At 72.6% G+C, this 21,971-nt stretch carries 22 protein-coding genes; 16 read left to right on the top strand and 6 right to left on the bottom strand.

Annotated features, from left to right (window positions below; all coding sequences use genetic code 11):
- The first annotated feature begins 41 nt into the window (after positions 1 to 41).
- The 3 genes from AC3A5R_RS01285 to AC3A5R_RS01275 are packed head-to-tail and all read left to right on the top strand — an operon-like array spanning position 42 to position 2,367.
- On the top strand, positions 42 to 344 hold the full coding sequence (locus AC3A5R_RS01285) for a helix-turn-helix domain-containing protein (RefSeq protein ID WP_076261062.1): 303 nt from the start codon (positions 42 to 44) through the stop codon (positions 342 to 344).
- A 17-nt stretch (positions 345 to 361) separates the two neighbouring features.
- Positions 362 to 1,264, top strand: a complete 903-nt coding sequence (locus AC3A5R_RS01280; protein ID WP_487618978.1) for a serine hydrolase — start codon at positions 362 to 364, stop codon at positions 1,262 to 1,264.
- The gene (locus tag AC3A5R_RS01275) at positions 1,261 to 2,367 is read left to right on the top strand and encodes a mandelate racemase/muconate lactonizing enzyme family protein (RefSeq protein ID WP_487618977.1); all 1,107 of its coding nucleotides are present in this window, start codon (positions 1,261 to 1,263) and stop codon (positions 2,365 to 2,367) included. The genes AC3A5R_RS01280 and AC3A5R_RS01275 overlap by 4 nt, the downstream gene beginning before the upstream one ends.
- 94 nt (positions 2,368 to 2,461) lie before the next feature.
- Here AC3A5R_RS01275 and AC3A5R_RS01270 read toward each other — a convergent pair whose 3' ends face one another.
- Positions 2,462 to 4,072 (bottom strand): DUF3352 domain-containing protein, encoded by a 1,611-nt coding sequence (locus tag AC3A5R_RS01270; RefSeq protein WP_487618976.1) that lies wholly within the window; start codon positions 4,070 to 4,072, stop codon positions 2,462 to 2,464.
- Between the two features lie 153 nt (positions 4,073 to 4,225).
- Here AC3A5R_RS01270 and AC3A5R_RS01265 point away from each other — a divergent pair, with 153 nt between their 5' ends.
- The 3 genes from AC3A5R_RS01265 (at position 4,226) to AC3A5R_RS01255 (ending at position 6,708) form a co-directional block, all read left to right on the top strand.
- A complete protein-coding gene (locus AC3A5R_RS01265; RefSeq protein ID WP_487618975.1) occupies positions 4,226 to 4,477 on the top strand; it encodes a DUF3046 domain-containing protein in 252 nt (83 codons plus the stop codon).
- A gap of 294 nt (positions 4,478 to 4,771) precedes the next feature.
- Positions 4,772 to 5,815 carry a recombinase RecA gene (gene recA, locus AC3A5R_RS01260; RefSeq protein ID WP_487618974.1) on the top strand — a complete coding sequence of 348 codons (1,044 nt, stop codon included), beginning with the start codon at positions 4,772 to 4,774 and terminating at the stop codon, positions 5,813 to 5,815.
- A 2-nt stretch (positions 5,816 to 5,817) separates the two neighbouring features.
- Positions 5,818 to 6,708, top strand: a complete 891-nt coding sequence (locus tag AC3A5R_RS01255; protein WP_487618973.1) for a regulatory protein RecX — start codon at positions 5,818 to 5,820, stop codon at positions 6,706 to 6,708.
- Between the two features lie 195 nt (positions 6,709 to 6,903).
- On the opposite strand, the gene AC3A5R_RS01250 is transcribed toward AC3A5R_RS01255, so the two are convergent.
- Positions 6,904 to 7,515, bottom strand: a complete 612-nt coding sequence (locus AC3A5R_RS01250; RefSeq protein WP_487618972.1) for a YceI family protein — start codon at positions 7,513 to 7,515, stop codon at positions 6,904 to 6,906.
- 246 nt (positions 7,516 to 7,761) lie between these two features.
- Here AC3A5R_RS01250 and miaB point away from each other — a divergent pair, with 246 nt between their 5' ends.
- Genes miaB through AC3A5R_RS01225 form a run of 5 tightly spaced genes read left to right on the top strand, consistent with a single transcriptional unit; the run spans position 7,762 to position 12,090 of the window.
- Positions 7,762 to 9,279: a tRNA (N6-isopentenyl adenosine(37)-C2)-methylthiotransferase MiaB gene (gene miaB, locus AC3A5R_RS01245; RefSeq protein WP_487618971.1), complete on the top strand. Its 1,518-nt coding sequence runs from the start codon at positions 7,762 to 7,764 to the stop codon at positions 9,277 to 9,279.
- Positions 9,280 to 9,328: 49 nt separating this feature from the next.
- Positions 9,329 to 9,967 (top strand): peptide deformylase, encoded by a 639-nt coding sequence (gene def / locus AC3A5R_RS01240; RefSeq protein WP_487618970.1) that lies wholly within the window; start codon positions 9,329 to 9,331, stop codon positions 9,965 to 9,967.
- Entirely contained in the window at positions 9,964 to 10,959 is a 996-nt protein-coding gene (gene miaA, locus AC3A5R_RS01235; RefSeq protein ID WP_487618969.1) for a tRNA (adenosine(37)-N6)-dimethylallyltransferase MiaA, read from the top strand. The genes def and miaA overlap by 4 nt, the downstream gene beginning before the upstream one ends.
- 1 nt (position 10,960) lies before the next feature.
- Complete coding sequence (dapF, locus tag AC3A5R_RS01230) at positions 10,961 to 11,812, top strand: diaminopimelate epimerase (protein ID WP_487618968.1); 852 nt, start codon at positions 10,961 to 10,963, stop codon at positions 11,810 to 11,812.
- Entirely contained in the window at positions 11,809 to 12,090 is a 282-nt protein-coding gene (locus AC3A5R_RS01225; protein ID WP_487618967.1) for a GNAT family N-acetyltransferase, read from the top strand. The genes dapF and AC3A5R_RS01225 overlap by 4 nt, the downstream gene beginning before the upstream one ends.
- A gap of 198 nt (positions 12,091 to 12,288) precedes the next feature.
- Here the strand turns inward: AC3A5R_RS01225 and AC3A5R_RS01220 are convergent, their stop codons facing one another.
- Both AC3A5R_RS01220 and AC3A5R_RS01215 read right to left on the bottom strand, forming a co-directional pair.
- Positions 12,289 to 12,912, bottom strand: coding sequence for a class I SAM-dependent methyltransferase (locus tag AC3A5R_RS01220; RefSeq protein WP_487618966.1), 624 nt, complete (start codon positions 12,910 to 12,912; stop codon positions 12,289 to 12,291).
- A gap of 336 nt (positions 12,913 to 13,248) precedes the next feature.
- Positions 13,249 to 13,374, bottom strand: a complete 126-nt coding sequence (locus tag AC3A5R_RS01215) for a hypothetical protein (RefSeq protein ID WP_487618965.1) — start codon at positions 13,372 to 13,374, stop codon at positions 13,249 to 13,251.
- Positions 13,375 to 13,594: 220 nt separating this feature from the next.
- On the opposite strand from AC3A5R_RS01215, the gene hflX reads away from it, so the two are divergent.
- From hflX to AC3A5R_RS01200, 3 genes are read left to right on the top strand one after another with little or no spacing between them, the layout of a single operon-like run.
- Entirely contained in the window at positions 13,595 to 15,079 is a 1,485-nt protein-coding gene (gene hflX / locus AC3A5R_RS01210; protein WP_487618964.1) for a GTPase HflX, read from the top strand.
- Between the two features lie 55 nt (positions 15,080 to 15,134).
- Complete coding sequence (locus AC3A5R_RS01205; protein WP_487618963.1) at positions 15,135 to 15,296, top strand: hypothetical protein; 162 nt, start codon at positions 15,135 to 15,137, stop codon at positions 15,294 to 15,296.
- Positions 15,293 to 16,408 (top strand): GNAT family N-acetyltransferase, encoded by a 1,116-nt coding sequence (locus tag AC3A5R_RS01200; protein ID WP_487618962.1) that lies wholly within the window; start codon positions 15,293 to 15,295, stop codon positions 16,406 to 16,408. The genes AC3A5R_RS01205 and AC3A5R_RS01200 overlap by 4 nt, the downstream gene beginning before the upstream one ends.
- A 27-nt stretch (positions 16,409 to 16,435) precedes the next feature.
- Here AC3A5R_RS01200 and AC3A5R_RS01195 read toward each other — a convergent pair whose 3' ends face one another.
- Together AC3A5R_RS01195 and AC3A5R_RS01190 are read right to left on the bottom strand one after the other, a co-directional pair.
- Positions 16,436 to 18,139 (bottom strand): formate--tetrahydrofolate ligase, encoded by a 1,704-nt coding sequence (locus tag AC3A5R_RS01195; RefSeq protein ID WP_487618961.1) that lies wholly within the window; start codon positions 18,137 to 18,139, stop codon positions 16,436 to 16,438.
- A 119-nt stretch (positions 18,140 to 18,258) separates the two neighbouring features.
- Positions 18,259 to 18,873: a TIGR03086 family metal-binding protein gene (locus AC3A5R_RS01190; protein WP_487618960.1), complete on the bottom strand. Its 615-nt coding sequence runs from the start codon at positions 18,871 to 18,873 to the stop codon at positions 18,259 to 18,261.
- An 82-nt stretch (positions 18,874 to 18,955) separates the two neighbouring features.
- On the opposite strand from AC3A5R_RS01190, the gene AC3A5R_RS01185 reads away from it, so the two are divergent.
- Positions 18,956 to 19,651, top strand: coding sequence for a TetR/AcrR family transcriptional regulator (locus AC3A5R_RS01185; RefSeq protein WP_487618959.1), 696 nt, complete (start codon positions 18,956 to 18,958; stop codon positions 19,649 to 19,651).
- A gap of 72 nt (positions 19,652 to 19,723) precedes the next feature.
- Positions 19,724 to 21,967, top strand: coding sequence for an ATP-dependent DNA helicase (locus AC3A5R_RS01180; RefSeq protein WP_487618958.1), 2,244 nt, complete (start codon positions 19,724 to 19,726; stop codon positions 21,965 to 21,967).
- The last annotated feature ends 4 nt before the right edge of the window (positions 21,968 to 21,971 follow it).

Raw genomic sequence — 21,971 nt, 5'->3', positions numbered from 1 at the left:
AACACCCGTCACTCGACACCGACGACCTGGAGGAGGGCGGCATGACGACACTGTTGCGACGCGAGCTCGGTGACGTCCTGCGCGAGCGCCGTCGCGCCCAGGGCCGCACCCTGCGCGAGGTCTCGGCCACGGCGTCGGTCTCGCTCGGCTACCTCTCCGAGGTCGAGCGCGGCGAGAAGGAAGCCTCCTCCGAGCTGCTCGCCTCGATCTGCGGCGCCCTCGACACCCCGCTGTCCCAGGTGCTCATCGACGTGTCCGCGCGGATGGCCGAGAGCGAGGGCCTGGCGCCCGCCGTCCGGCTGCCCGTCGCCACGGGCGAGGTCGTGTCGGCCTCCGCGGCCTGATCGTCTACCGTGCGAGGGTGCCCTCACCCTTCACGGATCTCGACTCACGCCTGACCCAGCTCGGGCACACCGAAGGCGCCACGCTGTCCGCGTGGCTCGGTGACCTCGACGGGCACCCCACGTGGGCCCACGACGCCGAAGCACCGCACTACGCGGCCTCGACGATGAAGCTGCCGCTCGTCATCGCCGCGATGCGACGCGTCGTACGCGGTGAGCTCGATCTCGACGCGACCTACCCGGTGCACAACGCCTTCGCCTCCGTCCTCGACGGCTCGCGGTTCGCGATGGACGAGGGCGACGACCAGGACCCCGACACGTGGGCGGCCCTCGGTTCCAGCCGCACCTTGCGCGAGCTCGCCGAGCACGCCATCACCCACTCGGGCAACCTCGCTACCAACCTGCTCATCGACGTTGTCGGCCTCGCGGAGGTCGCCGAGGTGCTGCGCCTCGCCGGCTGCTCGGGCACGACCGTCGTGGCCCGCGGCATCGAGGACGCCGCCGCGCGCGCGGCCGGCATCACGAACACCGTGACGGCGGCGGATCTCGGGCGCCTCATGGCGGCGGTCGGCCGACGCGACCCCGCCTTGGGGGGAGAGCCCGTGCTCGGGCCGGTCGAGGCGATCCTGGCCCGGCAGCAGCACCTCGACCAGGTGCCTGCCGGCCTTCCCGCCGGCACGCCCACCGCGAGCAAGTCCGGCTGGATCCCCGGGGTGTCGCACGACGTCGCCCTCGTGCGGCCCGAGGGGGAGGCGCCGTTCGTCCTCGCCGTCTGCACGACCGTCGACCTCGACGAGCAGGAGGCAGCCGCCCTCGTCGCCGGTGTCGCCCATGACGTCTGGGCGGCCATCCACCCCGCCATCCACCCCGCCACCCACCCCGCACCGGAAGCGGCCGCGAGCGCGACGGAGGTGACCGCGTGACCACCGTCGTCCGCGTCGAGACGACGCCGTCGTCCGTCCCCCTGCACACCCCGTTCGTCACGGCGCTGCGGCGCACCGAGACCGTCGAGACGGTCCTCGTCCGGGTCACCGACAGCGACGGCCGGGTCGGGTGGGGCGAGGCGCCGCAGGTCTGGCAGGTCACCGGCGAGTCACTCGCGAGCGCCACGGCCTGCCTCGAGCAGATGCTCGCCCCCGCCGTACAGGGACACTCGCTCGACGACCGCGACGACCTCGCCGACCTCGGACGCGTCGTCGCGCGCAGCGTGGCCCGCAACTTCGGCGCCAAGGCGGCGCTCGACGCGGCGCTGCACGACCTGCTGGCCCAGGCGGAAGGCGTGTCGGTCGCCACGCTGCTCGCCGACGGCCGACGCGTCCCGGAGGCGGTGCTCGTCACCGACGTCACGCTGTCCGCCGGGGCCGCCGCCGACCTCGCCGACACGGCCCGCTCGCGGGTCTCGGACGGCTTCACCACCCTGAAGATGAAGGTCGGCACCGACGCCGACACCGACGTCCAGCGCGTCGCGTCGGTCCGCGACGCCGTCGGTCCCGGCGTCGCCATCCGCCTCGATGCCAACCAGGGGTGGACGCGCGAGGAGGCCGTCCGCGTCATCCGGGCCCTCGAGGTGGCCGACCTCGACGTCGAGTTCGTCGAGCAGCCCGTCGTCGCCGACGACGTCGAGGGTCTGGCGTGGGTGCGCGAGCGCGTCGGGCTACCGGTCATGGCCGACGAGTCGTGCTTCGGGCCCTACGACCTCGAACGGATCATCCGGCTCGGTGCCGCCGACCTGGTCAACGTCAAGCTCGCCAAGTGCGGCTCGCTCGCGGTGGGTCGCGACCTGCTGCGCCGCGCGCACGACGCGGGCCTACGCACCATCGTCGGCTCGATGATGGAGTCGCACGTGGGGGTCGGTGCTGCCGCCGCTCTCGTGGCTGCCGAGCCGACGACGGAGGTCAGCGACCTCGACGCCGCCTGGTGGTCGGTCGCCTCACCCGTCGACGGCGGGATCGACTACTCGGGCAACGAGATCCGCCTGCCCTCGGGTGCTGGTTTCGGGGTCACGGCGATCGCTGCGGACGTCTGACGCGTCGAGCACGACGAAGGGCCCCGCCGAGGCGGGGCCCTTCGCACGCCCGGGACCGGGCGTGGGATGTGCAGGTCGTGCGGGTGCTCCGGCGTCAGTTGCCGAGGACGCGGAGCGTGAACGTGCCCTCGCCGGCGCCCGTCTGCGTCGCGTTGAGGCCGACGGCCTTGAGCGACTCGAGGAACGTCTTCTCCTGGCCGTGCACGCCGTCGAGGTAGAGCTTCTCGAGCTTGTCGAGGTCGAGGAACAGGGCCGCGTTGGAGCCGCTGACGTCGCCGACCGCCTGCTTGAAGGCGTCGGAGTCGCCGAGCCGGCCACCGGCCTTGAGGTCGTCCGCGTAGTCGGACATCGTCGCGACGTAGACCTTGTCGCCCTCGACGCGGTGCGTGAGGTCGACCCCGCCGCCGGCCGCCTTCAGCAGCTTGGTGATGACGGCATCGGCACGCTTGGCGTCGCTCGACACGATCTTCGCGCCGACGGCAGGGGCGGCCGACTTGAAGTCCTGGTCGGGCAGCGACAGCGTGAACGACCGGCCGAGGAGCGCCTTGAGGTCGTCGGGCAGCTTGATCCCGAGCTCCTGCTCGGCCATCGCGACGACGTCGTCCTGGCCTCCGCCGGCCATCGCACCGAGCTGCTTCTTCAGGTTCGGCCACGCGGTGTCGATGGCCTGGTCACCTCCGGAGACCTGGAGGGCGGCCATCGTGTTGGCCGGCAGGTTGGCCATCTCCGCCCCGTTGCCCTTGACGGTCTTGGAGGTGTCGCCGCCGCGGACCAGGCCGGCGAGCTCGACGTAGTCGGCGTCGAAACGCAGCGCGGCGGCGAAGCGTCCCTTCGCGTTCGCGGCGGGCACGGTCCCCAGGCCGAAGGCCGAGGCCATCCCCGAGTCGGCGCCGAGCTTCTGCAGCTCGGACATTCCCCGGCCCGTGTCCATCCAGGCCGACATGACCCCCTGCTCGCCGAGGGCGGACATGTCGCCGGTGAAGGTCGTGTTCTGGGAGAGGCTGCCCTTGGCCGTCGCCGCGAGCGTCGCGTCGCCGGCCCCCTTGGGCGTGATGATGGCGTAGCCGTCCTTCATCCGCAGGTCGCTGTCCGATCCGCTGTCGCCGCACTTCTGCAGCTTGGTCAGCGTGGTGCGAGCCGCGTCCTCGTCCTTGACCTGCACGGCCACGGCGAGGTTGGGGGTGTCCTTGGTGCCGCCGGGGCGCAGGGCGAGGCCGATGCGGTCACCGAGCCACGGGGCGATGTCGGTGTCGTAGTTGAAGGCCTTCATGCAGGCCTCGCCCGAGTCCTTGGCGGCGAGGTCCCACAGCTTCTTGCGGGGGTCGCCGCTGCCGAGCGTGTTCTGGATCTGCGGCACCTTGCCGAGGAACCGCACCGCGGCGATCTTCTGACCGGCCGAGGGGTCGATGTCGAGCCGCACGTAGGCGTAGGCGTCACCCGGAAGGACGTCGGCCGGCTGCGAGCCACCGCCGCTCAGCTGCTGCGCAGCGAAGACGCCGGCACCGCCGAGCAGCACGACGGCCGCGATGCCGCCGGCGATCAGCCCCGTGCGCCGGCCCTTGCCCGCACCGGGCGTCGACGGCTCGTCGGCGAGGGCGACGCCCTGGGCCGGGTCGGTGACCCCGGACGCGTCAGCGGCGCCGGGGTAGGAGTAGGGCTGCGGGACGCCCGCGGGGCCGGCAGGGCCGTGGGATGGATCGGACATGTGACTGGTGCTCCCCTGGAGATCGGTGTGCCGGCAGTGGCGCGGCGGAGCGACGATATCGCCTGCAGGCGACGGCCACGGCCGGGTTCGGCGAACCTGCGACGACGTCGTGACACGGCAGGTTCCCGCTGAGGTCGGTGGCAGACTGACGCGGTGCGCATGAGTCACTTCTGGACCCTGATGGATGACGAGTTCGGCGAGGGGTACGCGCGCTCGCTCGCCCGTGACCACGTCCTCGGCTCGCTCGGCGGGCGGACCGTCGACCAGGCCCTCGCCGACGGTGAGCCGCCGCGCCGCGTCTGGGAGGCGATCTGCGACGACATGGACGTGCCGGAGGCTCGGCGCCTCGGCCGCGACGAGCGGGTCGCGCGCGGCGCCCAGGGTGGTCAGGTGGCCGGGCCGTGACGCCGTCGCCATCCCGATGGGCGTCGTGGTGAGCGTCCTGACGGGTGTCATGACGGGAGTCGTGAACCGCCCGACGCGTCGACGGCGTGTCGGTGCACGACTTCGAACAGGTGTTCGGTACTGTTCTCCACAGGTCCGGTGTCGCCCCAGGCATCGTCCACAGGCCGTCTCGTGGTGAACCCCGATGTCGGCGCCGGCCCCTAACGTCTGACCCGACAACGGATCTCACGAGCGCCGTCGTACAGGGTCGAAGGCAGACGACCGCAGCGCAGACGGCAGATAGGTGGCCAGGCAATGGCATCGGTGATGGACAAGGACAAGGCCCTCGCCTCGGTGATGGGCCAGATCGAGAAGAGCTACGGCAAGGGCGCGGTGATGCGCCTCGGCGACGACGTCCGCCCGCCGATCGAGGTCATCCCCACGGGGTCGATCGCCCTCGACGTCGCGCTCGGCATCGGCGGACTGCCGCGTGGCCGTGTCGTCGAGGTCTACGGCCCGGAGTCCTCCGGCAAGACGACCGTCGCGCTCCACGCGGTCGCCAACGCACAGAAGGCGGGCGGCATCGCAGCCTTCATCGATGCGGAGCACGCGCTCGACCCCGACTACGCCAAGAAGCTCGGTGTCGACACCGATGCGCTGCTCGTGTCGCAGCCCGACACCGGTGAGCAGGCCCTCGAGATCGCCGACATGCTCATCCGCTCCGGCGCCATCGACATCATCGTCATCGACTCCGTCGCCGCCCTCGTGCCGCGCGCCGAGATCGAGGGCGAGATGGGCGACAGCCACGTCGGTCTGCAGGCCCGCCTCATGAGCCAGGCGCTGCGCAAGCTGACCGGTGCGCTCAACAACACCGGCACCACCGCGATCTTCATCAACCAGCTCCGCGAGAAGATCGGCGTCATGTTCGGCTCGCCCGAGACGACGACCGGTGGCAAGGCCCTGAAGTTCTACGCCTCGGTCCGCCTCGACGTGCGTCGCATCGAGACGCTCAAGGACGGCACCGAGCCGGTCGGCAACCGCACCCGCGTCAAGGTCGTCAAGAACAAGGTGTCGCCGCCGTTCAAGCAGGCGGAGTTCGACATCCTCTACGGCCAGGGCATCTCGCGAGAGGGCGGCCTCATCGACATGGGTGTCGAGCACGGCTTCGTCCGCAAGGCCGGCGCCTGGTACACCTACGAGGGCGACCAGCTGGGCCAGGGCAAGGAGAACGCCCGCAACTTCCTCAAGGACAACCCCGACCTCGCCGACGAGATCGAGAAGAAGGTCAAGGAGAAGCTCGGCGTCGGGCCGCGCGTCGACCAGCCCGCCGAGGGTGCGGACGTTCCCGTCGACTTCTGATCGTGGGCTCTGCAGCAGGACGCTCGGCCCGGGCGGCCGCCGTCGACCCCGTGGTCGAGGAGCGGTTGGCCCGGGCCGCGGCGATCCTTGCCGAGGCCGAGGGCCTCGCGGAGGTGCACGGCCCGGGTGGCAGTGCGTCCTGGGGCGAGCAGACCGGCTGGAGCGGTAGCGCCCCGTGGGGCACCCTGCCCTCGGCGGGCACCGACGCGGCCGGGGGCGCGCGGCCGTCGCGCCGCAACCGGTCCACGCGAGGTTCCGGAGCCGATGGTTCAGGGTTCTCACGAGGCTCCGCGGCGTCGTCTGCGCCGGGTGCAGCCGCCGGGGTCTCGGACGAGCGCCGACGGGGCAGGAGGCGCGGACAGGGCGCGGGTGCCCCACCCCCACCCGACGCCGCGCAGGAGGCGACCGAGGCCGACCCGGAGTCGGTGGCACGCGCCATCGTGCTGCGCCAGCTGAGCATGGCGCCGCGCAGCCGTGCCCAGCTGGCCCGGAAGCTGCGCGACCGCGGGTGTGAGGACGACGTCGCCGCTCGCGTCCTCGACCGCATGACCGAGGTGGGCCTCGTCGACGACGAGGCCTACGCCGAGCTGCTCGTCCGGTCGAAGCAGTCCGGAAAGGGACTGGCGCGCAAGGCACTCGCGCACGAGCTGCGCAAGCAGGGCATCGACCAGGACGTCGCCGAAGAGGCGCTGGAGCAGGTCGACGGCGATGACGAGCGGGCCAAGGCCGAGGAGCTCGTCGCCAAGAAGCTGCGGACCATGCACGGCCTCACGCCCGACGTGCAGGCACGGCGGCTGGCCGGGATGCTCGCTCGCAAGGGCTACTCCGGCGAGCTCGCCTGGCCCGTCGTCCGTGGCGCCGTCAACCTCGCGCAGGAGCACCAGCGCGACTGACCGACGCTGCGGCCGGGTGAGCGGGGCGAGGCGACCTGGTCGACAGCCGCCGCTTTCTCTGGGCCGGGTCGGGCATGACGAAGGGCGAGGACCGTGATGGTCCTCGCCCTTCGTCGTGGTGTCCGTCGATGCCTGCCCTGGGGCCCGTTCAGGCACCTGTTCGGGCTCGAGCGGAGTTCACCTTCAGGTGGAGGTTCAGGCCTGAGCCGGCACGACGGCGATCGCCGAGACGTCGAACTCGAGCTTGACCTTCTCGCTGACGAGGACGCCACCGGTCTCGAGGGCGGCGTTGAACGAGAGGTTCCACTCGGTGCGGTCGATGGTCACGCCACCCTCGAAGCCCACGCGGGTGTTGCCGAACGGGTCCTTGGCCGAGCCGGTCTCCTCGAAGGGGATCGTCACGGACTTGGTGACACCGTTGATCGTCAGGTCGCCGGTGATGTCCCACTCGTCGCCGTCACGCTCGACGTTGGTCGAGACGAAGGTGACCTGCGGGTAGTTGGCGATGTCGAAGAAGTCGGGGGTCTTGAGGTGCCCGTCGCGCTGCTCGTTGCCGGTCGTGACGCTGGCGGCCTGGATCGTGACCGTCACCGAGGAGTTGGCGGGGTTGGCGGTGTCGACGTGGGCCGAACCCTCGAACTCGTCGAACTGGCCGCGGACCTTGGTCACCATCGCGTGGCGGGCCGAGAAGCCGATGCGCGTGTGGCTCGGGTCGATGGTGTAGTCGCCGGTGATGTCGTCGACGGCGACGGAGTTGGCCTCGGCGGGGGCGGCCTGCGTGGCGGCGGAGCGGTTGAACAGTCCCATGATCAGTCCTTCGAAGTAGTTGATTGAACTTTCAACGAAGTATGGCATTCGCTTCGTTGAACTGTCAAGCAGTTGCTACAACCCGGACCCTAGTCCGGTTATTCCACCGTAGGGTGAACGCCGGATGACGTCCTGCTGAGCGGTGTCGGCCTCGGCAGAGGGGACAGGCCAACGGCGCGGACGCCGTACCCTAGACGCGGCCCGCGCGCCGTTCGCGCGCCACGGCCGACGCGACGGAGAAGGACGATGCCGAAGACCTATGACGTGCGCACCCACGGGTGCCAGATGAACGTCCACGACAGCGAGCGCCTCGCCGGGCTCCTCGAGACCGCCGGGTACATCGACCTCGCGAGCCTGCCCGCAGGGCAGCGCCCCGAGGTTGCCGACGTCGTCGTCTTCAACACGTGCGCCGTGCGCGAGAACGCCGACAACAAGCTCTACGGCAACCTCGGCCAGCTGCGTCCGGCCAAGCAGAAGAACCCAGACCTGCAGATCGCCGTCGGCGGCTGCATGGCACAGAAGGACCGCGGCGCCATCGTCGAGCGCGCCCCCTGGGTCGACGTCGTCTTCGGCACCCACAACATCGGCTCACTCCCGGCCCTGCTCGACCGTGCGGCGCACAACCGAAAGGCGCAGGTCGAGATCCTCGAGAGCCTCGAGGTGTTCCCCTCGACCCTGCCCACCCGCCGCGACTCGGCCTACAGCGGCTGGGTCTCGATCTCGGTCGGCTGCAACAACACGTGCACCTTCTGCATCGTGCCGAGCCTTCGCGGCAAGGAGCAGGACCGCCGCCCCGGCGAGATCCTCGCCGAGATCGAGGCGCTCGTGGCCCAGGGCGTCGTCGAGGTCACGCTGCTCGGCCAGAACGTCAACACCTACGGCGTCGAGTTCGGCGACCGCCTGGCCTTCGGCAAGCTGCTGCGCGCCTGCGGCGACATCGAGGGCCTCGAGCGAGTCCGGTTCACCAGCCCGCACCCCGCGGCCTTCACCGACGACGTCATCCTGGCCATGGCAGAGACGCCGAACGTCATGCCGAGCCTGCACATGCCGCTGCAGTCCGGCTCCGACGACGTGCTGCGCCGGATGCGTCGCTCCTACCGCAGCACGAAGTTCCTCGGCATCCTCGACACGGTCCGCGAGCACATCCCTGACGCCGCGATCACCACCGACATCATCGTCGGCTTCCCCGGCGAGACCGAGGCCGACTTCCAGGGCACGCTCGACGTCGTCCGGGCGGCGCGGTTCTCCAGCGCCTTCACGTTCCAGTACTCGATCCGCCCGGGCACCCCGGCCGCGACGATGGAGGACCAGGTGCCCAAGGAGGTCGTGCAGGAGCGCTTCGACCGGCTCATCGCCCTGCAGGAAGAGGTGTCGTGGTCGGAGAACCGCCGCCTCGAGGGTCGTGAGGTCGAGGTGCTCGTCGCGCCCTCGGAGGGGCGCAAGGACGCCGAGACCAAGCGCCTGTCGGGCCGGGCCCGCGACAACCGGCTCGTGCACTTCGCCGTCCCCGAGGGTGGCGAGACGCCGCGTCCCGGCGACGTGGTGACCGTCGGCGTCACCTACGGCGCCCCGCACCACCTCGTCGCCGACTCGGCGGTCGAGGGTGGCACCTACACGGTCCGCCGCACGGCCGGCGGCGACGCGTGGGCCGCACTGCAGGAGGCTCCGACGGGCTCGCGCAAGCCGTCCGTCAGCCTCGGCATGCCGAGCATCGGGCGACCCGCCACGACGGCGCCGAGTGCGCCGGCCTGCGCCGCCCCCTGACCTGCGGTCGGTTCGGGCGCTGGGCCCTCGCCATGCTTGACTTGGGCCCATGACCGTGCGCCCGATCGTCATCAGCGGTGAGCCCGTGCTCCACCGCTCCGCCGCCCTCGTCACCGCGTTCGACGAGGACCTCAGGACGCTCGTCGACGACATGCACGAGACGAACATCGCGGCCAACGGCGTCGGCCTCGCTGCCCCGCAGGTCGGCGTCGGGCTGCGGGTCTTCGTCTGGAAGATGCCGAACGACGACGACGTGCCCGAGTCGGGCCACATCATCAACCCCACCGTGACCACCTCGAAGGTGCCGCAGGGCCGGCCGGACCCCGACGAGGAGACCGAGGGGTGCCTCTCCGTGCCAGGCGAGTCGTTCCCGCTGCGCCGGGCCGAGCGCGCCCACGTCGTCGGCCTCGACGTCGACGGCAACCGCGTCGAGTTCGACGCCACCGGCTGGTTCGCGCGGTGCATGCAGCACGAGTACGACCACCTCAACGGCACGCTCTACGTCGACCGCCTCGACGAGCGTCAGTCGAAGAAGGCCAAGAAGGCTGTGCGCCGCAACGGGTGGGGCACGCCCGGCCACTCGTGGATGCCCGGGGTCGACGCAGACCCGTTCGGCCACGACGAGGTCGAGGACACCGACGACGCGCACGCCGCTCACCACGGCGAGCACGACGAGCTCGCCGGGTGACCGACGCGGCGGCCTCGGCCGTCTCGGGCCGAACGAGCAGCGACGGGGCGGCGGCAGCGACGCCCGTCGTCGCCGTCATCGGAGCGACCGCGACGGGCAAGTCCGACCTCGCGCTCGACCTCGCGGAGCGGCTCGGGGGAGAGGTCGTCAACGCCGACGCCATGCAGTTCTACCGCGGTATGGACATCGGTACCGCCAAGCTGGCCCCGGCCACGCGCCGTGGCATCCGGCACCACCAGCTCGACGTCCTCGATGTGACCGACGAGGCGAGCGTCGCTGCCTACCAAGAGGACTCGCGCGCCGACATGGCGGCGATCCGGGCCCGCGGTCACCGCCCGGTGCTCGTCGGCGGGTCCGGCCTCTACGTGCGCGCCGCCCTCGACCGCCTCGAGATCCCGCCGACCGACCCCGACGTCCGGTCGCGGCTCGAGGCGGAGGCCGAGCGCGACGGCGCCGACACGATGCACGCCAGGCTGCGTGCCGTCGACGCCGACGCCGCGGCTCGCATCCTGCCCGGGAACGTGCGCCGCGTCGTCCGGGCCCTCGAGGTGGTCGAGCTGACCGGCCGGCCGTTCAGCGCGTCCATGCCGGTGCGCGAGCACCTCACGCCCGCAGTCGTGCTCGGACTGCGTGTCGACCGCACCGTCCTCGACGAGCGGATCGACCGACGCGTGGATCGGATGTGGGAGCAGGGACTGCTCGAGGAGACCGAGCGGCTGCTGCGGGCCGGTCTGCGCGACGGGGTCACGGCGAGCCGTGCCATCGGCTACAGCCAGACCATCGCCGTCCTCGACGGCGACCTGTCCGAGGAGCAGGCCCGGCTCGACACCGCGCAGGCCACGCGTCGCTACGCGCGTCGCCAGGAGGCCTGGTTCCGCCCCGACCCCCGGATCGTCTGGCTCGAGGCCGACGCACCCGACCTGCTCGACCGCGCCCTCGCCGCAGTGCGGGCGGTCGACGCCTGTGCGCCCGACGTGCCGGAGAATGGCTGACATGACGCGCTTCACGAAGGGCCACGGCACCGAGAACGACTTCGTCCTCGTCCCCGACCTCGACGGCACCCTCGAGCTGACGCCGGCCCAGGTGCAGCGCATCACCGACCGCCACGCCGGTCTCGGCGCCGACGGGGTCATCCGCGTCGTGCGCACCCGCTACGCCACCGACGAGGCCGTACGGGCCCAGGCGGAGGACGCCGAGTGGTTCATGGACTACCGCAACTCCGACGGCTCGCTCGCCGAGATGTGCGGCAACGGCACCCGCGTCTTCGCCGAGTACCTGCGACGCGAAGGTCTGGCGTTCGGCCGACAGCTGAGCATCGCGACGCGTGCCGGCACCAAGACGATCCGGGTCACCGACGCCGGCTACGCCGTCGACCTCGGGCCGTGGCGCCTGGCCGACGAGGAGGGTGCCCGCCGCGACGGCTTCGACGTCATGGTGCGACCCCGGCACGGCAAGCCGGTGCCGGCGCTGTCCCTCGACCTCGGCAACCCGCACGCGGTCGTCATGCTGCCCGAGGGCATCGAGCTCGACCAGCTCGACCTCACGGCCGCACCCGAGGTGCACCCCGAGCAGCCGGACGGCGTCAACGTCGAGTTCGTCAAGGCCGTCGGTCCCGGTCACATCGCGATGCGGGTGCACGAGCGCGGCGTCGGCGAGACCCGCTCGTGCGGCACCGGTGCGGCCGCGGCCGCCCTCGCGACGCGGTTCTGGTCCGGCGTCGAGGACGACTCGCCCTGGACGGTCGACGTGCCCGGTGGCCGACTCACGGTGACGCCCCTGCCGGGCCACCGCGTCGAGCTCGCCGGCCCGGCGGCCCTCGTCGCCGACGGCGACTTCCCCCTGTGACCGCAGCCGATCGCGCCAGGCCGCGCTTCCGGGAGGCGGCCAACGCGGGGGCGGGCTTCACGCTGCGGCCGCTCGGTCCGGGGGACGTCGATGACATCGTCACAGCGTGCTGCGACGAGGAGACGCTGGCATGGCTGCCGCTCCCGCGTCCGTACGAGCGCCGGCACGCGGAGGGCTTCGTCGGTGACATCGCCACGGCTGCAAGGGATTCGGGGCGTGGCATCGTGTTCGGCATCGAGGTAGACGGGCGGCTCCACGGCGCCATCGACCTGAAGTGACCGACTGGGTGTCGTCTACTCCATCGTCAGGTCAGACCTCGGCCGGTAGCGACACCACCCGTTCGAGGTGGCGGCCCGCGCCATGGCGCAGGGGAACACCTCGAACCAGGCACGATGCGGGGTGGAGGTGATGACTCGCGCAGTTCCGCGACGGATCACCTCGACCGACGCGAGAGGCGTCCGGGGCGCCGGCGCGCGTCAGGCGTCCGGCCGGGTCCGGCGCACCTCGAGCACCCGGAAGGCCTTGGCCGACGACCGGCGCGTGCAGGTCAGTCCCCAGTCCTGGGCACTGATCCACTTCTGCAGCGAGTCCGAGCCGAGGTGCTTCTGCACGACGAGGTAGGCGACCCCGGCGTCGGTGAGGCGGGGCAGCCAGCGTTCGAGAAGTGCGTGCAGGGCGGCCTTGCCGACGTGGATGGGCGGGTTGGACCAGATCGTGTCGAACCGGAGGTCGGTCGGTACGTCGTCGGGCCCGCAGAAGGTCACGTTGGCGACGCCGACGGCGGCAGCGTTGCGGCGCGAGAGGTCGAGGGAGCGTCGGTTGACGTCGATGCCCCACACCCGGGCACCGGGCGAGCGGAGTGCCATCGTCAGGCTGATCGGGCCCCAGCCGCAGCCGATGTCGAGCAGCGCGCCCGTGGGGCTGGGGTCGGGCACGTCGGAGAGCAGGACCGCGGTGCCGGGGTCGAGGCGTTCGGGGGAGTAGACGCCGCGCGCGGTCGTCAGCCGGTAGGGCGTGCCCTCGAGCCTCACGTCGATGGTCCGCAGCTCCTCCGGGGAGGCGGGCTCGGCGCTGAAGTAGTGGTCGGTCCGCTCGCTCATCACCGGTCACGGTACCGGCCATGGCCGGCAGGCCTCGGACCGGCGACCACGGCGACGACGGCGACGAGCACGGCCCGGCCCCACACCGAGGCCTCGAGCGTCCAGTGCCGCGGCGCGAAGAGGTCGAGGCCCAGGGCGACGAAGCGCGCCGACGCCCGAGGCGGCCAGCACCGCGCGCAGCGGGCCGGGTCGCTCCCGTCGGACGGCGAGGTAGCCGGCCACGCTGAACCACAGGCACATGACGCCGAACCACAGCCCGACCGCCACGTACGTGGTGCGGAAGCCGATCGTCGCGACGCGCCTCTGGGGCAGGTCGAAGGCGGCCGCCTCGTCGCCTCAGTAGAGGGCGCTGACGGGGTCCCCGCCGGTCACCTCGCGCAGCCCGGGCGGCCACGTGGCCAGCGACTGCCCGCCGCGCCCGCCGTGCCACACGTCCGCCCGCCGCAGGTCGAGGTGGTCCACGACCGCGCCGGGCCCGGGGTCGCGTCGTGCCGTCGTCCACGCCTCACGCGGCACACCGTAGCCGCGGCGCCGGCCTCGCGGCGGCGACTCGCCCGCCTCCGTGTGGGGGCGGAGAGTCGCACCCGGAAGGGCCGATGGCACCCGCTCCCCGCACGATCCGGCCGCTGAGGGCACAAACGAGTGGCTCGTGGCGTTCAAGGGGTGGGAACCTAGGGAGAACATGACGACGAACCACACGAACCAGCACGATCGCGACACCGACCTGTTCGCGACCCGCGCCGAGGCCCTGGCCGCCGACCTCGACGAGCACACCGAGGCGGACCTGCCGCTCTATGACGGCGACCAGCTCGACCGCGAGGAGCGTGCCGCGCTCCGCCGCGTGCAGGGGCTGTCGACCGAGCTCGAGGACATCACCGAGGTCGAGTACCGGCAGCTGCGCCTCGAGCGCGTCGTGCTCGCCGGCGTCTGGACCGAGGGCACGAGCGAGGATGCCGAGAACTCCATCCGCGAGCTCGCCGCCCTCGCCGAGACCGCCGGCTCCACGGTGCTCGAGGGCGTGCTCCAGCGGCGCCAGCGCCCGGACCCCGCGACCTACCTCGGCAAGGGCAAGGCCCTCGAGCTGCGTGACATCGTCGTGGCCGAAGGCGCCGACACCGTCATCTGCGACGGCGAGCTGGCCCCGGGCCAGCGCCGCGCGCTCGAGGACGTGGTCAAGGTCAAGGTCATCGACCGCACCGCCCTCATCCTCGACATCTTCGCGCAGCACGCGAAGAGCCGTGAGGGCCGCGCGCAGGTCGAGCTGGCCCAGCTCCAGTACCTGCTGCCCCGCCTGCGTGGTTGGGGTGAGTCGATGTCCCGGCAGGCCGGTGGCCGTGTCGCCGGCGGTGAGGGCATCGGCTCGCGTGGTCCCGGTGAGACGAAGATCGAGCTGGACCGGCGTCGCATCAACACCAAGATCGCCAAGCTGCGCCGCGACATCAAGGGCATGAAGACGAGCCGCGACACACGCCGTCACTCCCGACGCGTCGGCGGCGTCCCGTCCGTGGCCATCGCCGGCTACACCAACGCCGGCAAGAGCTCGCTGCTCAACCGGCTCACCGGCGCCGGCGTGCTCGTCGAGAACCAGCTCTTCGCCACCCTCGACCCCACCGTCCGTCGCGCCGAGACCGAGGACGGCCGTCTCTACACGCTCGCCGACACCGTCGGTTTCGTGCGGAGCCTGCCGCACCAGCTCGTCGAGGCCTTCCGTTCGACGCTCGAGGAGGTGGCCGACGCCGACCTGCTGCTCCACGTCGTCGACGGCTCGCACCCTGACCCCGAGGGCCAGATCAGCGCCGTCCGCGGCGTGCTCGCCGATGTCGGCGGTGACCAGGTCAAGGAGGTCATCGTCGTCAACAAGGCCGACATCGCCGACCCGGAGGTGCTCGACCGGCTGATGCGCCACGAGAAGCACTGCATCACCGTGTCGGCCCGTACCGGCGCCGGCTTGGCCGAGCTGCGCGACCTCATCGCCCGAGAGCTGCCCAAGCCCGACATCGAGCTCGAGGTGCTCGTGCCCTACGACCGCGGCGACCTCGTGTCGCGGATCCACGAGCGGGCCGAGATCCTCGCGAGCGAGCACGTCGCCGAGGGCACGCGCGTGCGTGCCAAGGTGACGCCCGACCTCGAGGCCGAGCTGTCCGAGTACGTCGTCGTCGCCAGCTGAGCGACGACGGCGTGCCGGACCGCCGCCGTCGGTGGCGTCGGTGAGGATGGAGCGCATGGCCCTCGAGATCCCGTGCCCGTACTGCGGAGCCCAGATGTACGCCGAGCAGGCGCACAACCGCTGCCCGACCTGCCTCTACATCGAGCCGTGCTGCGACGGTGCGCCACAGGCGGTCTGCGAGACCCGGGCACCTGAGCGGCCGGCTCCGTCGCGGTGACGGCGGACGCCACGGCCGCCGAGGTGCCGACGCTGCTGCAGCCGCCGGCGCCGGTACGTCCGGGCGACCCGTGGCTCGTGACGCGCCGGCTCGTCCTGCGCCGGCCGTCCGGGACCGACCTCGAGGACTACCTGCGCCTGCACAGCGATCCGCGCACCTACTCCCACGCGCCGCACACGATGCCGAGCCCCGAGCGGTGCCGCGAGCGGCTCCAGGGCGACCTCGACTCGTGGGAGGCGGACGGCGTCGGTTATGCGGCTGTCGTCGAGCGGTCCTCGGGCGAGGTGGCCGGCTGGGCGGGCCTGCGGGTCAAGGACTCCGACGAGACCGAGCTCAACCTCTACTACCGCCTGGCGCACTCCCGGCTCGGACAGGGCCTGGGCCGTGAGATCTCGCGCGGGATCGTCGCGTGGGGGGTCGAGCACCGCTCCGAGCGTGTCACTGCGATGGTCGACCGCGTCAACGCTGCCTCCCTCGCGACGGCCACCGCGGCCGGACTCGTGCAGACCGGCACGCGCGTCAACCGCGACGACCCACCCGGCTCCGAGCCGATGCTGTACTTCGAGGCTCCCGTCGTGGCGCCCGTCGACCCGTCCGACGTCGATGCCGACCTCACGGACGCGTGCGTCGACCTCTGGGATCGGGTCAACGCCGCTGGTGGCTCGGTCGGCTTCCTGCCCGGGGCCCCGCGCGCTGCCGTGGCCGCGGCCCTCGGACGTCACCTCGCCGACGTCGACGCCGGAACCTCCCTGCTCTGCACGCTGCGTGACCCCGACGGCACGCTGCGCGGCCTCGGCTTCTGGGAGCACTCGCGTGGGTTCCCGTACGAGCACCTCGCCGGCCTCAAGCGGCTCATGGTCGACCCGGCGGCCCAGGCGCGCAACCTCGGGCGCGTCCTGCTCGGCGGGATGGTGGGCATCGCCCGGCGGTCACTGCCTGCGGTCGAGCTGCTGAGGCTGGAGTACCGCGACGGGCTCGGGCTCGGCGAGTTCTACGCGGCCGCCGGCTGGACCGAGGTGGGCCGGGTGCCGCGTGGGCTGCGGCTGTCCGACACCGACTACCGCGACGACGTCACGATGGTCCGACGCCTCGACGGCGCCCCGCTCACCTGACGCCGCCCGCTCCACCGCTGGAGCGCTTCAGGACAGCCCGACGATGCTGCCGTCCTCGGTGAGGTCGATGCGTTCGGCGTTGGGCGAGCTCGGCAGCCCCGGCATGGTGCGCATGTCGCCGCAGATCGCGTAGACGTAACCGGCGCCGACCGCGGCCCGCACCTCGCGCACCGGCATGCGCCACCCGGTCGGGGCACCGAGCAGCGTCGGGTCGGAGGACAGGGACAGGTGGGTCTTGGCGATGACGACGGGCAGCTCGCCGAAGCCCAGGCGCTCGTAGTCGCGCAGGGCGCGCGCGGCGCCGGGGGAGAGGTCGATGCCGTCGGCGCCGTACACCTCGCGGGCCACCGACTCGATCTTCTCCGCGAGCGGCATCTCCGGGGGGTAGAGGAGGTGGAACTCGCCCGGCTCGGCGGCCGCATCGAGCACGAGGCGGGCGAGGTCCTCCGCCCCGGCGCCACCCTCGGCCACGTGCCGCGTCACGGCACAGCGGTCCCCGAGCCCGTCGCAGAACCGGCGCACGACGTCGTGCTCGGAGTCGTGGTCGGTGGGGAAGGCGTTGACGGCCACGACGGGCGTCACGCCGAAGCGTCGGACGATCTCGACGTGGGCGCGCAGGTTGGCGAGGCCCGCCTCGACCGCCGACGGGTCCTCGTCGAGGAGGTCGTCGGGCAGCGGCCGGCCGGCCCGGATGCGCCACCGCCCCGAGTGCGCCTTGAGCGCCCGCACCGTCGCGACCACGACGGCGGCGTCGGGCACCAGACCGGCCACCCGGCACTTCACGTCGAAGAAGCGCTCGGCGCCCATGTCCGCGCCGAACCCGGCCTCGGTCACGACGACGTCGGCGCCGCGCAGCGCGACGAGGTCGGCGACCACCGACGACGTGCCGGTCGCGATGTTGCCGAACGGGCCGCAGTGCACCAGCGCCGGCCCGCCCTCGAGGGTCTGGAGCAGGTTGGGCTGCAACGCATCCCGCAGGATCACCGCCATCGCCCCGGCCGCACCGAGATCCTCGGCCGTGACGCCCTTGCCTTCGACGGTGTAGCCGACGACGATGCGGCCGAGCCGCTCGCGCAGGTCCTGCAGCGAGGTCGCGAGGGTGAGCAGCACCATGACCTCGCTCGCGGCCGTGATGTCGAACCCGGTCTCGCGCGGGACGCCGTCCTCGCGGGCGCCGAGGCCCACGACGACGTTGCGCAGGGCACGGTCGTTGACGTCGAGCACCCGTCGCCACGTGATGCTGCGCGGGTCGATCCCGAGCGCGTTGCCGTGGTGCAGGTGGTTGTCGACCATGGCGGCGAGGAGGTTGTGGGCCGCGGTCACGGCGTGGAAGTCGCCGGTGAGGTGGAGGTTGAGCTTCTCCATCGGCACGACCTGGCTGTGGCCGCCGCCGGCGGCGCCGCCCTTGATGCCGAACGTCGGCCCCATCGACGGCTGGCGCAGCGTGACCACGGCACGGGTACCGAGGCGCTCGAGCGCCTGGGCGAGGCCCACCGAGGTGGTGGTCTTCCCCTCGCCGAGGGGTGTCGGGGTCATCGCCGTGACGACGACGTACGTCGCCCGACGCTCGGGCCCGGGGGTGTCGAGGACGGCGAGGTCGACCTTGGCGACGTCGCGGCCGTACGGCACGAGGTGGTCCTCGGCGATGCCGAGGTCGGCGGCTACCTCGACCATCGGGCGCAGGGTCGCTGCGCGCGCGATGTCGAGGTCGGTGGACTGGCTCGTGGTCATACCTCGATCAAACTCCGCCGCAACGCCTCCGGCGAGGATTTGCCGCCAACGTCACCACACCCGCAGCGACGCAGGCCGCGGCAGGTCAGTGGCAGGTCCGTAGCCGGTCCACAGCCAGCTCAGCAGCGCGACCAGCCAGGGTCGCGCCCGAGGTAGCGCAGCAGGTCGGCGATCGGGGACCGATCCTCGGCGGGGTCGGGGAGGGCCGGCGCGAAGGCGAACCCGCGCAGCGGCTCGACGATCGCGAGGGCCACGGGCTGCAGCTGCGCCGCGAGGTCGTCGTCGACGGGGGAGGGCTGACCGGTGGCCACGGCGATGTCCCACGCGTGGACCGCCGCGTCGAGGGCGCAGGCACCGACCGCGACCGGCGCGGCCAGCGGGCCCTGCGGCAGGGGCACGGCGACGGCGCCCTCGTCGGGGGAGACGGCGGTGAAGGCGGCCGAGGACGCGTCGAGGGCCGGCGCGAGGAAGGCGCGCGGGTCGCCGTCGAGCACCCCGGAGGGCGCGAACGGGTCGAACGCGGGGAAGCCGCTGCCGGTGAGCACGCCTGCGTAGGCGAGCTGGTCGCCCGTGGCGTGCTGGAGGACCTGCGCCACCGACCAGGCCTCGCACGGGGTGGGGTCGCCCCACGCGTCGTCGGGGACGGCGTCGACGGTCCGACGGAGGGCGTCGTGCGCGGCCGAGAGGAGGGGCCAGTCGTGCGTCTCGGGAGTCGTGGCGGGCGTGCTGGTCATCGTCGCTCCTTGATCGGAATGAGTTGTTCCGATAGCGACATTAACGGAATGAAGCATTCCGATCAAGTGGTAGCATCGGACCATGTCGACCACCGACCGGACGCCCGCCGCACCCACCACACGCGCCGCAACCGCTGCGCCAGGGCTGCGCGGCCGCCAGGCCGAGGCCGCCCGCAACGACGCCGCGATCCTCGAGGCCGCGCGCACCGTCTTCCTCCGCGACCCCGCGGCCCCGATGTCGGCCGTGGCGCACGAGGCCGGCGTCGGCGTCGGCGGCCTCTACCGGCGCTACGCCGGCAAGGACGAGCTGCTCCAGACCCTGTGCGGCGACGGGCTGCGCCGCTTCGTCACGCTCGCCGAGGAGGCCGTGGCGCGCGTCGACGACGGGGGAGATGCGTGGGCGGCCTTCGAAGGCTTCGTCCGTGGCGTCGTCGAGTCCGACGTCCACGCCCTGACCGTCCGGCTCGCCGGCACCTTCCGCTCGACCCCCGAGCTGCGGGCTCTCGCCGCCCGCAGCGGGCCGCTCGTCGCGGGCCTCGTGGCCCGGGCGCAGGAGGCCGGTGCCCTGCGCCCCGACGTCACCGACGCCGACCTGCCGATGGTCTTCGAGCAGCTCACCGCGGTCCGCGTCGACGATGCCCGGCGCACGGCCCGGCTGCGGCACCGCTACCTCGCCCTGCACCTCGACGCGCTCCGGGCCCACCGCGGGGCGGACACCCTGCCGGAGGGCCCGCCGACGGCGTCGGAGCTGCGGGAGCGCTGGGACCGCAGCCACTGACCGCCGGCGTGGTCGGGCTGGAGCTGGGGACGGGTGGCTCGCACCGTCGGCGGTGCCCAATAGGGTGGGTCGGTGGCCCCTCGACCTGCGATCGACGACCTCCTCCACGCCGCGGTGTCGAAGGTCGGTGGTACCGAGCGTCCCGGCCAGCTGGCCATGGCGCGGGCCGTCACCGACGCCGTCGACAAGGGCGAGCACCTGCTCGTCCAGGCGGGCACCGGCACCGGCAAGTCGCTCGCCTACCTCGTTCCCGCCGTGGCCCACGCCTTCGACAGCGGCAAGCCGGCGGTCGTCGCCACCGCGACCCTCGCCCTGCAGGCCCAGATCGTCGACCGCGACATGCCCCGCGTCGCCGAGGCGCTCGCCCCGGTGCTCGGCCGGCGGCCGACCTACGCCCTCGTCAAGGGGCGGCGCAACTACGTCTGCCTCAACAAGCTCGAGGGCGGCTTCCCCGACGACGAGGACGGCCTGCTGTCCGTGTCCCAGGTCGACGCCAACGTCGGGCGCCTCGGTGCCGAGGTCGTCCGGCTGCGCGAGTGGGCCGGCCACACCGAGTCCGGCGACCGCGACGAGCTCGTCCCCGGCGTCTCCGAGCGGGCCTGGCGCCAGGTCTCGGTGTCGGCGCACGAGTGCCTCGGCGGCAAGTGCCCGTTCGTCGCCGAGTGCTTCGTCGAGCGCGCCCGCGAGGCCGCCAAGGACGTCGACGTCATCGTCACCAACCACTCGTTCATGGCCATCGACTCCTTCGAGGGCCGCCAGATGCTGCCCGAGCACGACGTCCTCGTCGTCGACGAGGCCCACGAGCTCGTCGACCGCGTCACGGCCACGGTCACCGACGAGCTGACCGGCGCCATGGTCGGCACCGCCGCCAAGCGCGCCGGCCGGATGTCCGACAACACCGACGCGCTCACCGAGGCCGGCGAGCTGCTCGCGGCCTCGCTCGAGCGCGTCGAGGAGGGCCGGATGCTCGGGGTGCCCGACGCCGTGGGGCTCGCCCTGGCCCGGGTGCGCGACACCGCCCGCCAGGTCCAGAGCGACCTCAAGCCCCCGCCCGGCACCGAGGTCGACGGCGCCCGCCAGGTGGCGCGCGCTGCCGTCGACGAGGTGCACGAGAACGCCGAGCGCATCCTCGAGGAGCGCGAGCTCGACGTCGTGTGGCTCTCCCACGACCCGCGTCGGGGCCCGGTGCTGAGGGTCGCCCCGATGAGCGTCGCGATGCTCGTGCGCGACAAGGTCTTCGAGGCGCGCACCGTCGTGCTCACGTCCGCCACCCTCGAGCTCGGCGGCACCTTCGACGCCGTCGCCGGCACCATCGGCCTGCGCGGCGACGGCGCGCCCGCCTGGCAGGGCCTCGACGTCGGCAGCCCGTTCGACTACCCGAAGCAGGCCATCGCCTACGTCGCCACGCACCTGCCGGCGCCCGGGCGCGACGGCACGAGCGATGCCGCCCTCGACGAGATCGAGGAGCTGATCCGGGCCGCAGGCGGGCGCACGCTCGGCCTGTTCTCCTCGACACGCGCGGCCCAGAACGCGGCCGAGGTGATGCGGGCCCGGCTCGGCGACGACTTCCCGGTGCTGTGCCAGGGCGAGGACCAGATCACCACGCTCGTGCGGCAGTTCGCCCGCAGCCCCCGCACGTGCCTCTTCGGGACGCTGACGCTGTGGCAGGGCGTCGACGTGCCCGGCTCGTCGTGCCAGCTCGTCATCATCGACCGCATCCCGTTCCCGCGACCCGACGACCCGCTCGCGTCGGCTAGGTCGCAGGCCATCGCGCGGATGGGTGGCAACGGCTTCATGGCGGTGTCGGCCACGCACGCCGCGCTGCGCCTGGCCCAGGGCGCCGGCCGCCTCGTGCGCCGCTCCGACGACCGCGGCGTCGTCGCCTTCCTCGACTCGAGGATGATGACGGCCCGGTACGCCGGGTTTCTCCAGCGCTCGCTGCCACCGTTCTACCCGACGACCGACAAGCAGATGGTCCTCGCCGCACTCGGCCGCCTCGACCAGACCGCGCCCGAGCCGCTGCCGGTCGAGGAGCCGGCGCTTCGCTCGCTCAACGGCGCCCGCTCCGAGGACGACGGCACCGAGCACCCGCGTCCGGTAGCACCCCCACCACCCGCTGCCGCGCCAGCGACGCGCAGCGCCGTGACCTCCGGGCACGCGTGGACCGACGAGCAGGACGCCGAGCTGCGCGACGCCGCCGAGTCCGGGATGCTCCTCGACGAGCTCGTCGAGCACTTCGAGCTGCCCAGCGAGACCATCGCGGCCCGCGCCGAGCAGCTCGGCCTCACCCTCGCGACCGGCCAGCTCTTCGACTGACCGG

The sequence above is a fragment of the Intrasporangium sp. Soil_C_50 genome, assembly GCF_057656595.1.
The sequence above is the reverse complement of the archived record's forward strand: the minus strand, read 5'-3'. Positions and strand labels throughout refer to the sequence as shown.

Coding starts and splice junctions, on each gene's coding strand:
- miaB (WP_487618971.1), top strand. CDS start 7,762: ATGCCGAAGACCTATGACGTGCGCACCCACGGGTGCCAGATGAACGTC.
- AC3A5R_RS01195 (WP_487618961.1), bottom strand. CDS start 18,139: ATGACCACGAGCCAGTCCACCGACCTCGACATCGCGCGCGCAGCGACC.
- AC3A5R_RS01250 (WP_487618972.1), bottom strand. CDS start 7,515: ATGGGACTGTTCAACCGCTCCGCCGCCACGCAGGCCGCCCCCGCCGAG.
- AC3A5R_RS01190 (WP_487618960.1), bottom strand. CDS start 18,873: ATGACCAGCACGCCCGCCACGACTCCCGAGACGCACGACTGGCCCCTC.
- AC3A5R_RS01205 (WP_487618963.1), top strand. CDS start 15,135: ATGGCCCTCGAGATCCCGTGCCCGTACTGCGGAGCCCAGATGTACGCC.
- recA (WP_487618974.1), top strand. CDS start 4,772: ATGGCATCGGTGATGGACAAGGACAAGGCCCTCGCCTCGGTGATGGGC.
- AC3A5R_RS01285 (WP_076261062.1), top strand. CDS start 42: ATGACGACACTGTTGCGACGCGAGCTCGGTGACGTCCTGCGCGAGCGC.
- AC3A5R_RS01185 (WP_487618959.1), top strand. CDS start 18,956: ATGTCGACCACCGACCGGACGCCCGCCGCACCCACCACACGCGCCGCA.
- AC3A5R_RS01220 (WP_487618966.1), bottom strand. CDS start 12,912: ATGAGCGAGCGGACCGACCACTACTTCAGCGCCGAGCCCGCCTCCCCG.
- AC3A5R_RS01270 (WP_487618976.1), bottom strand. CDS start 4,072: ATGTCCGATCCATCCCACGGCCCTGCCGGCCCCGCGGGCGTCCCGCAG.
- def (WP_487618970.1), top strand. CDS start 9,329: ATGACCGTGCGCCCGATCGTCATCAGCGGTGAGCCCGTGCTCCACCGC.
- dapF (WP_487618968.1), top strand. CDS start 10,961: ATGACGCGCTTCACGAAGGGCCACGGCACCGAGAACGACTTCGTCCTC.
- hflX (WP_487618964.1), top strand. CDS start 13,595: ATGACGACGAACCACACGAACCAGCACGATCGCGACACCGACCTGTTC.